Source organism: Halomonas sp. NYA30 (genome assembly GCF_976980765.1).
In genome coordinates this window covers 1,223,707-1,237,383 of the sequence record NZ_OZ334477.1, presented here as the reverse complement: position 1 = coordinate 1,237,383, position 13,677 = coordinate 1,223,707, and the positions used below count along the sequence as shown (strand labels likewise).

The following is a 13,677-nucleotide window of genomic DNA, read 5'->3' as shown; positions in this document are numbered from 1 at the left end:
ATGAGAGACGATTGGCTGAGAGACGATTGACCTAGAGACACAATCACGAAATTCAATAATGCTAAATACAACTTCGCAGGTGCAGCATAAGCAAAAGCTGATTTGCGAAACACTATCCAGCCCGAAGAGGATAAGCTCATGACAGGACTGCTCGACGATATCAAAGCAATGGCCCAGTTACGCGAAGCGCAAGGCGGCAAATGGGACGCCATCAAACCGGAATACGCCGCCCGTATGCGTGCACAAAACCGCTTCCACACAGGCCTGGACATCGCTCGATACACCGCCAAAATCATGCGCGAGGATATGGCTGCCTATGACGCTGATACCTCAAAGTACACCCAGTCGTTGGGTTGCTGGCACGGCTTTATTGGTCAGCAGAAGCTGATCTCGATCAAAAAGCACTTTGGCACTACCAAGCGTAGCTACCTCTACCTTTCCGGCTGGATGGTTGCCGCGCTGCGCTCTGAGTTTGGCCCGCTTCCCGACCAGTCAATGCACGAAAAGACCTCTGTCGCGAATCTCATCGAAGAGCTCTACACCTTCCTGAAACAAGCCGATGCGTGGGAGCTTAACCACCTGTTCCGCGCCCTGGATGAAGCCAAAGAGGCTGGCGACAAATCAAAAGAGCAGGAACTGGTCGGTAAAATCGACAACTACGAAACCCATATCGTCCCGATTATTGCCGATATCGACGCCGGCTTTGGTAACGCAGAAGCCACCTACCTCCTAGCGAAGAAGTTTATTCAAGCGGGCGCCTGCTGCATCCAGCTGGAAAACCAGGTCTCCGATGAGAAGCAGTGCGGTCACCAGGACGGTAAAGTCACCGTTCCCCATGAGGACTTCCTGGCCAAAATTAACGCCGTGCGTTACGCCTTCTTAGAACTCGGCATTGAAGATGGCGTGATCGTGGCACGTACCGACTCACTCGGCGCTGGCTTGACGCAAAAAATTGCCGTTACCCATCAGCCTGGAGACCTGGGCGACCAGTACAATAGCTTCATTGATGGCGATGTGATCGAAAACGCCGCGGATATCAATAACGGCGATGTGGTCATCAAGCAGAACGGCAAGCTGGTTAAGCCCAAGCGTCTAGCGTCAGGCCTTTACCAATTCAAGGCAGGCAGCGGCGAAGATCGCGTTATTCTTGACTGCATCACCAGCCTGCAAAACGGCGCCGACCTGCTTTGGATCGAAACCGAAAAACCCCACGTGGGCCAGATCGCCAGCATGGTTAACCGGATTCGCGATGTGGTGCCGGATGCCAAACTGGTCTACAACAACTCGCCGTCGTTCAACTGGACACTGAACTTCCGTCAGCAGGTGTTCGATGCGTGGCAGGAAGAGGGCAAAGATGTGTCAGCTTACCAGCGTGACAAGCTGATGAACGCTGAGTACGACGAGACCGAACTTGGTCAGTTGGCCGATGAGTGGACACGCAACTTCCAGCGCGACTCGTCTCGCGAAGCAGGCATCTTCCATCACCTGATTACGCTGCCGACTTACCACACGGCCGCTCTCTCCACTGACAACTTGGCGAAAGGCTACTTCGGCGATGAAGGCATGTTGGCTTACGTGAAAGGCGTCCAGCGCCAGGAAATTCGTCAGGGTATCGCTACGGTTCGCCACCAGGATATGGCAGGCTCCAATATCGGTGATGATCATAAAGAGTTCTTCCACGGTGATGCCGCGCTCAAGGCAGGTGGCAAAGACAACACCATGAATCAATTTGGGTAGTAATCACCCACGTTACTTTCTGATCCTTGCACAGGAGGCCTAACGGCCTCCTGTTTTGGTTCGCGCTGGGTATTTGCACACTGTTTTCTTAATACGCTGTTACACTCTCCGCTATGATGTCCCTTGACTACTTTTTTGTCAGCTTTGACCTTTTCCATCGATTGCTGGTCAAAACGGTTCACATCAGCTATCTTTAGCGAACACCGTTCTATAACTAAAATCGTTCCTCACTTTGCCTTTTAACGACGGCTGTGTGGGCGACAGTTAATTCAATAGATACTTTGGAGGTTTTAATGAAACGTCTTCTTCTACCGGCTGTAGCTTTAAGTATTCTCACGTTGGCTGGATGTGCCAACACCTCGGGATACTCAGGTGATGTCTATAGCGGCAACCAAGCAAAAACCGGCCAAAGTGTTACTTACGGCACTATCGTGGCGATTCGTCCGGTACAGATCCAAGCCGATAGCCGCGCTGGAGGCCTTTTAGGCAGCGGCGGTGGCGCCATTATCGGCGGCCTTCTGGGTAACCAAGTGGGTGGTGGTTCAGGCCGTCAGTTGGCAACCGTAGCAGGCGCACTCGGTGGTGCCGTCGCGGGTACGGCGGCTGAAGACGCGACTAACCGCGTTGACGCACTGGAAATGGAAATTCGTCGTGACGACGGTACCGACGTTATCGTTGTACAACGTGCAGATCGCCAGTTCCAAGCGGGTCAGCGGGTACGCTTAATTGGTAGCGGCGCTAGCATGAGTGTTGCACCTTATTAATTGATTGCTGTTGGTCAATAGTATTTTGTTATCAAAAAAGCCCGGCCACCTAATAAGGTGGCCGGGCTTTTTTATAGCAACTGACTTTTATGGCGGCTAACTTAATGATGGGTCTTGTTACTTGCCCAATTAGCCAGTGCCATGATGGCCCAGCCAATAAGAGCTAGCAGAATGACCACCAACAGCATCTCTACGGGCTGGATCAGAGTGGTGGCACCCAGTACTGCCAGCGAAATCACCCATAAGTAGCGATTGTTGCCATGGCTCTTCAGCACACTGGGCAACATCTTATCTAACCCTTGGCTAACGCCCTTGTTCCAGCGTTCATTGACAAAATAAGCAATCAGGCAAAAGGCGACAAGCCAAATAATCAAGATCGTCATTGCATGCTCCAAAATGATAGGGCAAAGAAAAAAGTGATGGCCGTAGGGTATCCCTGGTCACCCTGACGCGCAATACCGTCGAAAGTGGTGGGTAGGAAAAAGCGCTCCGACCCCCTGACAAGTCAGCCTACACGCGTTACCATATTGGAACATGCACTCACCGAAAGGTTATTCCATGCAAATTGCGCAAAACTCGGTTGTCGCGTTTCACTACACTCTGACTAACGATGCAGGTGAAGTGCTAGACAGTTCTGAAGGCCGTGAGCCGCTTACCTACCTCCATGGCGCCGGTAACATTATTCCGGGCCTTGAGAAAGAGCTGGAAGGCCGTGCTGCTGGCGAAAAGCTGAACGTTAGCGTTTCTCCTGAAGAAGGTTATGGCGAGCTGCAAGAGCAGCTAATGCAAGAAGTACCGCGTGATGCGTTCCAGGGCGTAGAAAGCATTGAGCCGGGCATGCAATTCCAAGCCCAGACTCAAGGTGGCCCGCTGATGGTTACTGTTAAGAAAGTTGAAGGCGATACGGTCGTTGTTGATGGCAACCACCCGCTGGCAGGCCAGCAGCTCAACTTTGACGTTGAGATCGCTGAAGTACGTGAAGCGAGTAGTGAAGAAGTTGAGCACGGCCACGTGCACGGCGAAGGCGGCGTTGAGCACTAAGACGCTCGCGCTACCGACCAGAAAGGTGACCTGCGGGTCACCTTTTTTGTGGCTAACGAAAAATTTGCTTATTCATCGGGTATCAGTACTAGCTGCCCGTATCGCACGCTTCGCGACGAGGTAACTTCGGCGGCGAACTGTTTGAGCGCACGCCCCTGTCCTTTGAGCAACGCCACCTCCAGGCAACTGTCATGATTGATATGCACGTGAAGGGTCGAAAGCGTGAGGTCATGATGATCATGGGAATGGCGAGTCAAGCGCTTGGACAGCTCACGAGCGGCATGATCGTAGACATACACCAGCGCGCCCATGCAGGGCGAATCCGGTGCAGCCTCTTCTCTCACCTGCTTTAAGCCACTGCGGGTTAAATCACGAATCGCTTCTGAGCGATTTTGGTAGCCGCGCTCTTGCATCAACGCATCTACCTCTGCCACCAGTTCCTCATCAAGCGTTACCGTTACACGCTGCATTCACGCCTCCTCTTATAAGACCTGCTTTCCATGTGCTGCCGTCACCGTTAGTATGATGTTATTGTAAAAACATCATACTAAATAGCGTAAAGGATAAAGCGATGGCTCCACCAACTCGGCCTATCTTACTGGGTATTGCGCTAAGTTGTTTAGCTGCCATCAGCACCGCCGAGGCAAAAGAGCAGTTAATTCTGGCCATTGGTGGCGAACCCGAACAGGGCTTCGATCCACTTTTGGGTTGGGGGCAGTACGGCAATCCACTTTTTCAGTCGACGCTGCTTTCACGAGGCAAAGACCTTTCACCCCAGCCAGAATTAGCCACCGAGTGGTCGCTCTCTGAAGATCGCCTCACCTGGACGCTAACGCTACGTGAAGACGCACGCTTTGCCGACGGCACCTCGTTGACCGCCGAAGACGTGGCCTACACCTTTAATACCGCGGCAGAGGCAGGTGGGCGGGCAGACTTAAGCGCGCTCGAAGAGGCCAATGCCGTCGATGATCAGACCGTTACCCTTCGCCTTCACACCCCTCGAATTACCTTTATAGACCAACTGATGACGCTGGGCATTGTGCCCCACGCCAAGCGGGATAATGGCTATAGCGGGCAATACGGCCGGTATCCCTTGGGCTCTGGACCCTATCAACTGGTGGAGTGGCAGGAAGGCGAACAGCTGATAGTTGAACGCAATCCCTATTTTTACGGCCCTGCCCCCGCCTTCGATCGCCTGATATTTCTGTTTACCGGTGAAGACGCCACGCTCAGTGCGGCCTATGCAGGCCAGATCGATATCGCATCCATTCCACCGGCGTTGGCGGCCAATGTGCCTGGGCATATGCAACGGGTCACCATGGAGAGCGTCGATAATCGCGGCATTCTTTTTCCCATGCAGTCTGCAAATGGCGAACACGCCGCTTCCGGCGCACCGATTGGCAATGACGTGACCGCGGATCTTACGATTCGTCAGGCGATTAATCTCGCCGTGGACAGGCAGACATTGGTAGAGATAGCGCTGCATGGCTACGGTCGCCCCGCTTACGGCCCTGCCGATGGGTTGCCTTGGAGTAGTGAGGAAGAGCGCATTGAAGCACCAGATATGACCCGAGCCGAGGAGTTGCTCGACGCAGCAGGCTGGCAGCTAGGCGACGATGGCCAGCGCTATAAAGATGGCCTACCCGCTCGCTTTCGGCTTACCTACCCCTCAAGCGATACCACCCGACAACTGCTTGCAGAAGTGAGTGCCGAGATGGTTCGCCCATTGGGCATCGAGATGCAGCCAACAGGCCGCCACTGGGATGAAATCCAGCGTGAAGCGATTCACCAGGACGCCATCATGTTCGGCTTTGGCAGCCACAGCCCCCAAGAGGTTTATTATCTTTTTCACAGCCAGCATGGGGGCAACGGTTTTTATAACAGCGGCCTCTACGCCAACGCTGAAGTGGATACACACTTAGATGCCGCCCAGGCTGCGCAGAGTATTGAAGAAGCTAACCAGTACTGGCGCGCTGCCCAATGGGATGGCACCACTGGCTATGGCGTACGCGGCGATAGCAGCTGGGCGTGGCTAGTTAACCTTGAACACGTGTACTTCGCCAACACCTGTTTAGACGTTGGCGAGCTTGGCGTTGCTCCCCATGGTCACGGCTGGCCCATTACCGCTAATCTGCTTGAGTGGCGCTGGACATGCAATTAATCCCGCGTATCGCAAGGCGCCTGAGCCGCCTGACACTGGTGCTGCTATGCGTCGCCCTGGTGTCATTTGGGCTGATGATGGTCTCGCCCGTCGACCCCGTGGATGCCTACCTTGGGCCACAGATGGCCCAAGTCAGCCCGGAACAGCGTGCACTGATTGCCGAACGCTGGGGATTCGATGCGCCACCCGCCGTTCAGTTTGGTCACTGGCTGCATCAGCTGGTAAGTGGTGATTTAGGCTGGAGCCATGTCTATAACCAGCCGGTCAGCGAGGTTATCGGTCAGCGATTTCAGCGCTCAATCATGCTTCTGGGCAGCGCCTGGCTACTCGCAGCGCTGCTCGGATTTAGCCTAGGCGTTGCGGCAGGTGCTAAAGAGGGCTCCACGCTGGATAACATCATTAGTACCTACGCCTATATTACCGCCTCCACGCCTGCTTTTTGGCTGGCGATAGTCGCCGTGCTGCTATTTTCGGTGACCCTGGGTTGGACACCCCCCTGCTGCGCAGGCCCCGCTGGGGTCTTGAATCAAGATGTCACCCTTGCCTCCCGATTGCATCATCTGCTGCTGCCCGTCATCACTCTGGCACTGCTGGGCATCGCCAATATCACTCTGCATACCCGTGCCCGCATGCTGGAGTTAATGCGCTCTGAGGTGGCGACCCACGCCTTCGCCCAGGGCGCTAGCCGGTTTGATATCGCTTGGCGGCACGGCCTCCGTCACGCCAGCTTACCGGCGATTACGCTTGCGTTTGCTTCGCTGGGGGAACTCTTTGGCGGCTCGATTCTCATCGAGCAAGTCTTTGCTTACCCCGGTTTAGGGCAAGCCACGGTAGCAGCGGGCTTGCGTAGCGACGTTCCCCTACTGCTGGGCATTGCGCTCTTTACCGCGCTGTTTGTTAGCGTCGGTAATATGATCGCCGATAGCCTGTATAGCGCTATCGACCCGCGCATGACGTCAGGTGGCCTATGAACTCAGGCCAACCATCCCGCTATTCACCACCCAATATCTATTCACAGCCACGTCTTCGTGCCGCACTCAGCCTGGTCGTTACCACCCTGCTGGTGTTGGGATTAATCGCTAGCCAGTGGCTGGTGGGCGATGCGCCCCAGCAGATGCAGTTTGATGCCCGGCTAGCGCCGCCCAGTGTTGATCACTGGCTCGGCACTGACGCCTTAGGCCGGGAGCTCTGGGCGCGCACGCTGGCGGGGCTGGCACTTAGCTTTTGGGTGGGCTGCCTGGCCGCTCTACTGAGTACACTGATCGCGCTGAGCTTGGCTGCCCTAGCCACGCTGTCGTCTCGGCTGGATACACTGGTGAGTTTGCTGATTGATACGCTGCTTAGCGTACCGCATCTCATTTTATTAATATTGATCGCCTTTGCGCTAGGCGGCGGCACCCAGGCGGTGATTATTGCCGTAGCGGTGACTCACTGGCCAAGCCTAGCCCGGGTGCTGCGCGCCGAGCTATGGCAATTGCGCCAGGCCCCCTATGTGAGAATCTCCCGAGCGCTAGGTAAATCGCGCTGGTTTGTGCTCCACGGCCACCTGCTACCCCATCTTGTTCCCCACTGTTTGGTCGGCGCCCTGCTGCTATTCCCTCACGCCATTCTCCACGAAGCGGCATTGACCTTTTTGGGCTTTGGTTTGAGCCCATCCCAGCCTGCTATTGGCGTACTACTGGCTGATGCCATGCGTTACCTGAGTGGCGGTTACTGGTGGCTGGGGGTATTTCCCGGCTTAGGGCTGCTGTTGATGGTGCTGGGATTCGAGCGCCTTTCTACTCATCTACGCCGGGCCCTTTAACGCTTTTAAGGAGATTTATGATGGAGGCTTACCGTGTTAACGATTGATCGGCTGTCGCTACAGCTACCGTTATATGTCTCCTGGTGGAAACGTGAATGGGCCACCTGCCTGAATGAATTTTCGCTAACGTTTTGCCCTGGCGAGGTACATGCCTTGGTGGGCGCCTCCGGCGCCGGAAAAACTCTGTTGGCCTATGCGATTATGGGCCTACTACCCTCATCTGCGCGTTTGAATGGCCAGCTTGCCTACCAAGGAACACCGCTCGACGAAACTCGCCAGCGCCAGCTTCGCGGCCGGGAGCTGGCGCTTATTCCCCAGTCACTTAACGCACTGGATCCTCTGGTGCGCACCCAGCGTCAAGTGGCCTGGGCGGCCCAGCGCGCCGGACAATCGTCACGTCACGCTCGACACTCCGCCCAACGCGCCTTAGACCACTATCAGCTAGATGCTCGCGCACAGCAGGCCTACGCCCACGAGCTTTCCGGCGGCATGGCCCGCCGCGTGTTGACGGCCATGGCCCATGTCAGCCAGGCCCAACTGGTGATTGCCGATGAGCCCACCGTGGGCCTAGACCCTCTCCAGCGCCAGCGTGTTTTGGATGCGCTGCGCGGTCTGGCCGACCAGGGAAAAACGGTGATATTAATTACCCACGACCTTCGCCACGCCCTGCCGATTGCTGATCGCGTTACCATTATGCGCGACGGTCAGCAGATCGAAACGGCCCCGGCCCGCGCCTTTCAAGGCAGCGGTGCTTTGCTTGCCAACGCTTACTCCCAAGCATTGTGGTTAGCATTGCCAGACAATGGCTTTTCGAGCCATGCGGCATGCCAAGCGGAACAGGAGGCCTCCGTTGCTTGAAGCGCGCCAGCTTAGCTTTCATTTCTCACCCGATGCGCCTTTGTTTGATTCCGTTTCACTCAGGCTGAACGCGGGCCAGTGGGTAGGATTGAGTGGTGACTCAGGGGCAGGCAAATCGACGTTGGGAAAACTGCTGGCAGGCTACTTAGCGCCGTTTGAAGGAGAGGTAAGCTTAGATGGCAAGGCTCTGCCGAAAAGCGGTATACAGCCCGTTCAATGGCTGCCGCAATCGCCGGAGCTGGCGGTAAACCCCCGCTGGCGAGTCGGCAAGATTTTACGCGAAGCGTGGACGCCTACTGAAACCCAGTGCCAGGCGTTTGGCGTGCAGCCAAGCTGGCTATCTCGCTTTCCACAATCGTTATCAGGGGGAGAGCTACAGCGGGTATGTGTATTGCGCGCCCTTGCACCAGAGGTACGCTTTCTAATCGCCGATGAAATCTCAACGATGCTCGACCCCATCACTCAACTTGAACTGTGGCAGGCGCTAAAACAGGAAGCGGAACAACGCCAGCTTGGCGTGCTGGTGATTAGCCACGACAGCGCACTACTGGAAAGGCTTTGCCCACAGCGCTTGCACTTAAGCGGTGGTCAATTGAACCCATGATAGTTGATGCGAGGGAAGGTTGAAGCGTGGGTCTTTCGACATGGCCGGAAAATGTTCCTGACCATTCCGGCATTTCCGCCATCCATGGCGGTCAGATGTCGAAAGTAGCGCCCACGGATGGGTTCACAGCGCCCTCGCGGAAACCTGCACTCGTCATCAATGCGAGCAACTGTGAAGGTTAGCTAACCGCTTGGCGACGTTCAAAGCGCCAGAGGCCGAAAGCGATCATTAGCGTAATGCTTAGCAGTAACCACGAGCCAATGCTCACCCCCGCCCAGCCGGCCCAGCGCCAGAACGGCTCCAGCCAGAAGCCACCCAAACTGGCACCCACATAGTAGAACACCAGATAAAGCGCCGAGGCGCTGCCCCGGGCGCCCTGGGCATAACGCCCCACCCAACTGGAAGCCAATGAGTGCGCCAGGAAAAAGCCGAAGGCATTGACGGTTAAGCCGACAATAATCAGTACTAGCGACTCAGATAAGGTGATGGCCGTGCCCAGCATTAAAATCAGTACACCCATCATCATGCATGCCGCTGGCGACAAACGCCCCGCCAATCGACCGGAAATCATCGACCCAAAAGTGCCGCCTAGATAGGTTAAGAAAATCAGTCCCAAACCGCTGGCCGCCAGTTGATAGGGGGCCGCCGCTAACCGGAAGGTGATGTAACTGTATTGGTTGATGAATATAAGGAAATTAATGCCACCCAAGCAGTACGCGGCAAGCAGCACCGGGTTGCGCAGATGACTGACTAAATCGCTTGCCGCTTTACGCAGCTCAAAGCGCTGGGGAGTAAAGGCGCGACTATTGGGCAACAACCGCCAAAAGACGATGCAGCCGATTAGCGTCATGATACCTACCGCTAAAAATGCCGCAGTGGGGCCTCCTATTTCGGCAGCGGCCCCACCGACAATACGCCCACTGATCCCGCCGAGCGAATTCGCGCCAATATAGAGCCCTACTGCACTTAATAGCGCTGGCTTCTCAAACTCATCGCCCATCCAGGCGATCGCCACTGCTGGCAACCCACCCAACACGAAGCCCTGCACCAGTCGAAGCAGTAACAAGCTTTCAAAGGTGGGCGCGAAGGCCAAAGCAATGGAGCAGCCCCCTGCCAGCAGCAAGGTTATACGCATGATACCTTCGCGACCGATGGCATCCGAAAGGGGACCGAATACCAGCAGTGCCAAGGCGAGAGAGAGGGTCGATACGGACATGAGCAGGCTGACGCCCAGGGTCGAGACATCGTACGTCTCCTTTAACCCAGGCAACAGCGGCTGCGGTGCATAGAGATTAATAAAAACAAGAAATGAGCCGAGGCAAAGCGCCAAGGTGGCGCGCCACCAGGCGCGCGTTTTGGCTTCAATCATGCCGTTCCTAACTAAAAAATGAGAGGCCTGACGGCTAGAAAACACTTCCGCTTAGCTGGGCCAAATGCGTTGGCTCCAGGGCACGACGCGCCTGCCAGTAGTAACGTCGCCAGTAACTATTATCCAAGCTGGAAATAATCACCCCTTTCGAGGTCGAGGCATGCAGAAAATAGCCATTACCTACATAAATGCCGACGTGGTTATATCGACCTGGGGGGCTGAAGAACACCAGATCGCCCGCCTGCAGCTCTTGGCGGTCGATCGGGCGTCCCTCGTGTATTTGCCCCCCAGTGGAGCGTGGTAACTCTAAATTAAAGGTGTCACGGTAAACATTGCGAACCAGGGCCGAGCAGTCAATCCCTCTTTCTGTCGTGCCGCCAATCCGGTAAGGCGTTCCTGCCCAGCGCTGATGCTGGGCCAGCAGCGCCTCGCGCACCACTGTTGGCGGCGGGACTTGCATACTGCGCAATTGCGCATCGATGGGATCAACCGGTGACATTTGCGGGTTAGCGCCCATTCCCGGCAGCGTCATCGAAAAGTAGTTCTCTGGGGCCTGCATATTGCTCTGTCGTGTCGAGCCTGCGCAGCCAGCCACCAATGTCACTATAAAACAAACACTTACAACACGTACTGCGGTCACAGCGGGGCGTGGCAACGCAACCATGCGATTAACCTCGACACATAGAATAAAGGGATGGTATGACAAAAATCATTTTTCCTCGCACGACTATAAGCTAGTTATCCTATGCTTGGCGAGCCTCAATGTAAGGTGCGCTGATCACCAGGCAATGTATCTATATGCAACGGCGCAAAATGGCGCGGTTTATTGCCGGGAAAATCCAGGCTCACCCACGGCCCAGCTAGCACCGGCGCACCGCATATCCAGGCCACCAACGCCTGACGAAAACCGGCTAAAAAGCTCTCTCGCTCTGGGGTTTCTCCCATAAAAAATGAGAAGCCAGCGTACATGCCCATGGCATACTCTTGCCACCCGGCGTAGTGATCCGCCGCAAGCTGATAAGCGCGATCCAATACGGTGGCAAACGCAGCGCTATCTAACCAACCAAGCTGCCGTGCGGCAATCGCCAGATCGACCAGTTGGGCAATATCCCAGGCCGCCATATCGACGTCATTACAGCCGTCTTCGTTGTCGCGTACCCGACGTAAACGAAGCAGGTGGTGGCGCTCATCTTCAGCACAGTCACCAGATTCAAGAATGGCGATTTCAGCGCTTAAACGCTCTGTATTGAGGGTGTAAGGAGCGTAGTTAATTTGATACTCCTGGCGATCCCCCGCCTCGAGCATGTAGGTCAAAAATTCCTGCATATTCCCAGCACTGCTCAAGTGGTAATGGCTCTCTACCCACTCGCGGATTTCAGCGCACTCACGGGCGCTTTCGGGCTGTGGTTCACTCCATACGGCACTGTTTAAAGGCCCGACCAGCGACATGGCCGTGAAGTGGCTTAAGGTGGGCCGACTGCCCGGCTCACGCCAGGCGTCGTGGCGCCAATCCAACCAGTGGAACAGGCTGCCTGGGTCTTCAATATGCCAAATAATTTCGTTAATTAACGATGCATGCTCGGGCTCAGGCAGGCAGCTCTCCCACGCAAACCAGGCGTCTAGCAAGCGCTTGGCATTGGGGTAAAACCGACACAGGCAGCTGCGCAGCGCGCTGGCATACTCCATCAATGGCCCGCGATCCAATAAGCCGCTATCAAGGGACATATGCAGATAGAAAGCGAATTTTTCGGCCATATGGATAGTCGCCGCGTGGCGGCTCACACCCTTAACGGCATTACGCTGCTTAAGCTCTTCCGGAGTCGGCTGGCCGAACCAGCTTTGTGAGGGTGGCAAAACGCCATGCACCGCGTCGGCTGCCAGTTGATTAAGATGATGCGCCTGAGCAGGTAACCAGTAGCGCGCCAATGCATGGGCACCTTCGTCGGCGTGCAGGCCCAATGACTCCTGCAAATAAAGCGCCGCATCGGCTCGCTGCTCTTCCGGTAGTGCGGCTGACGGGTCGATCTGGCGCAGCATCACATCCGGTTCACGCACGCTGGCCAGCGCCAGCAGCCAGTGATGGGGCGTATTACGCCATTGGCGAATGCGCGCTTGAGAGGCCTTCCGCGTGGGCTCATCCAACAGTTCCCCCGGCGGACGTTTCCAGGGGCTATAAGCGCTGTGCAGCAGTAGCTGATGCCGCTCGCTGGGTGTTTTCCCTCGGCGGTCAATGCCATCAAACAGACTCTGCCCCCGACCGTAAGCGTTAAGAACCGCGTACCAGTCATGGTAGCGGCGGCTGATCAAATCAGCAGCGTGCCCTGCCAAGTCATCGGCTTCCTCTTGGCTGAGCCAACCACAGCAGGCGCCTGCCCAGGCGAGCTCGACAAGCCGTAGCCAATCCCAGGCAGCCCACTCCAGCGGCTCACCCTGGCTAACAAATTTATTCAGCACCGGCGCATAGGGCGACTCCTCCACCACGCTGCGCTGCCACTCCATACGCTGAGCGCCGTCCATACTCAATAGTTCGCGGGCTTCTATATCCCAGCGCTGGCGCTCGCCTTGGGCGCCTAGCCACAACATTACCCCCAGCAGCGCATCGCGGTCATGGACATCCCACACGTGGGCCAGCCACTCAGCGGCGTCGGGCCAGTCGGTTTGGCTTGCAGGGTAGACGATGATCGGCCGAAACAGCGCGCATAGTCGCCAGCTCTGAGCCGCTGGCTGTTGCGGCCATAGGGAAGCAGGGGCAGGCAGTTTCGTCAGGGCATGTTCAAGTGCTTCCCATGTAACGCCTTCGCCATCGGTTTCGAGATTGGCCAGCGCCTGGCAGGCATCGATAAAGCGGTCATCAGCGCCGCCTTCCCAACCTCTTACGCCCAGGGCGCGACGCAGATCGGCGAGCCATGCGCGCAGATCGCTGTAATCGCGGGTAATACGCCGCGTTAAATGGTGCGCCCAGGCGCGTGACTGATCTGCTTCTAACCAGCCCGCCGCGCCAGCAAGCGCAGCCCACTCGAGCGCGCCCAATAGCCGATCAGCACGACCTGCAGGGGCACCCAGGCCGTGGAACAGTTGCTCGGCCAGCTCACCCCGATCGGTAATTCCCAGTTGCAGCAAACGCTGCTCAGCAGCACCTGCATCGACCGCCAGCGGATGAGGAGTAAACGCCCAATCACACAGCACTAGCTGTTGGGCCCACCAGGCATTTAACGCGTCGATCAAGAGGCACCTCGAAAAAGCATAGTATCACCACCAACTAACACAGGGTCGCTACCAGCAAAGCGCCGGAATAAAGCCGCCTAGTGTAACGGAAAGTGGCCCGAACACCGATAGCAT

Annotated in this window: 13 protein-coding genes; 8 read left to right on the top strand and 5 right to left on the bottom strand. The window is 56.2% G+C overall.

Annotation, left to right across the window (positions count from 1 at the left end; genetic code table 11):
* Positions 1–138: 138 nt before the first annotated feature.
* Positions 139–1,737, top strand: coding sequence for an isocitrate lyase (locus ACWI0H_RS05685; RefSeq protein WP_485875370.1), 1,599 nt, complete (start codon positions 139–141; stop codon positions 1,735–1,737).
* Between the two features lie 293 nt (positions 1,738–2,030).
* Positions 2,031–2,501 carry an outer membrane lipoprotein gene (locus ACWI0H_RS05680; protein WP_008958443.1) on the top strand — a complete coding sequence of 157 codons (471 nt, stop codon included), beginning with the start codon at positions 2,031–2,033 and terminating at the stop codon, positions 2,499–2,501.
* Positions 2,502–2,602: 101 nt separating this feature from the next.
* Here ACWI0H_RS05680 and ACWI0H_RS05675 read toward each other — a convergent pair whose 3' ends face one another.
* Positions 2,603–2,884: a hypothetical protein gene (locus ACWI0H_RS05675; protein ID WP_008958525.1), complete on the bottom strand. Its 282-nt coding sequence runs from the start codon at positions 2,882–2,884 to the stop codon at positions 2,603–2,605.
* 175 nt (positions 2,885–3,059) lie between these two features.
* Between ACWI0H_RS05675 and ACWI0H_RS05670 the strand changes: the two genes are divergently transcribed.
* Positions 3,060–3,542, top strand: a complete 483-nt coding sequence (locus tag ACWI0H_RS05670; protein WP_008958526.1) for an FKBP-type peptidyl-prolyl cis-trans isomerase — start codon at positions 3,060–3,062, stop codon at positions 3,540–3,542.
* A 68-nt stretch (positions 3,543–3,610) separates the two neighbouring features.
* Here the strand turns inward: ACWI0H_RS05670 and nikR are convergent, their stop codons facing one another.
* On the bottom strand, positions 3,611–4,012 hold the full coding sequence (gene nikR / locus ACWI0H_RS05665) for a nickel-responsive transcriptional regulator NikR (protein WP_008958527.1): 402 nt from the start codon (positions 4,010–4,012) through the stop codon (positions 3,611–3,613).
* A 101-nt stretch (positions 4,013–4,113) separates the two neighbouring features.
* On the opposite strand from nikR, the gene ACWI0H_RS05660 reads away from it, so the two are divergent.
* The 5 genes from ACWI0H_RS05660 to ACWI0H_RS05640 are packed head-to-tail and all read left to right on the top strand — an operon-like array spanning position 4,114 to position 8,969.
* Positions 4,114–5,703 carry an ABC transporter substrate-binding protein gene (locus tag ACWI0H_RS05660; protein ID WP_485875366.1) on the top strand — a complete coding sequence of 530 codons (1,590 nt, stop codon included), beginning with the start codon at positions 4,114–4,116 and terminating at the stop codon, positions 5,701–5,703.
* Positions 5,694–6,674, top strand: a complete 981-nt coding sequence (locus ACWI0H_RS05655) for an ABC transporter permease (RefSeq protein WP_485875364.1) — start codon at positions 5,694–5,696, stop codon at positions 6,672–6,674. The genes ACWI0H_RS05660 and ACWI0H_RS05655 overlap by 10 nt, the downstream gene beginning before the upstream one ends.
* Positions 6,671–7,507: an ABC transporter permease gene (locus ACWI0H_RS05650; RefSeq protein ID WP_485875362.1), complete on the top strand. Its 837-nt coding sequence runs from the start codon at positions 6,671–6,673 to the stop codon at positions 7,505–7,507. Before ACWI0H_RS05655 ends, ACWI0H_RS05650 begins: the two co-directional genes overlap by 4 nt.
* Before the next feature lie 33 nt (positions 7,508–7,540).
* Positions 7,541–8,365 (top strand): ATP-binding cassette domain-containing protein, encoded by an 825-nt coding sequence (locus tag ACWI0H_RS05645; protein ID WP_485875360.1) that lies wholly within the window; start codon positions 7,541–7,543, stop codon positions 8,363–8,365.
* Positions 8,358–8,969, top strand: coding sequence for an ABC transporter ATP-binding protein (locus ACWI0H_RS05640; protein WP_485875358.1), 612 nt, complete (start codon positions 8,358–8,360; stop codon positions 8,967–8,969). Before ACWI0H_RS05645 ends, ACWI0H_RS05640 begins: the two co-directional genes overlap by 8 nt.
* A gap of 178 nt (positions 8,970–9,147) precedes the next feature.
* On the opposite strand, the gene ACWI0H_RS05635 is transcribed toward ACWI0H_RS05640, so the two are convergent.
* The 3 genes from ACWI0H_RS05635 to ACWI0H_RS05625 all read right to left on the bottom strand — a co-directional run bounded on the left by ACWI0H_RS05635 (position 9,148) and on the right by ACWI0H_RS05625 (position 13,563).
* Positions 9,148–10,338 carry an MFS transporter gene (locus ACWI0H_RS05635; RefSeq protein WP_485875356.1) on the bottom strand — a complete coding sequence of 397 codons (1,191 nt, stop codon included), beginning with the start codon at positions 10,336–10,338 and terminating at the stop codon, positions 9,148–9,150.
* A gap of 34 nt (positions 10,339–10,372) precedes the next feature.
* Positions 10,373–11,002, bottom strand: a complete 630-nt coding sequence (locus ACWI0H_RS05630) for a C40 family peptidase (RefSeq protein WP_232774735.1) — start codon at positions 11,000–11,002, stop codon at positions 10,373–10,375.
* Positions 11,003–11,097: 95 nt separating this feature from the next.
* Entirely contained in the window at positions 11,098–13,563 is a 2,466-nt protein-coding gene (locus ACWI0H_RS05625) for a DUF1266 domain-containing protein (RefSeq protein WP_485875353.1), read from the bottom strand.
* Positions 13,564–13,677: the final 114 nt, after the last annotated feature.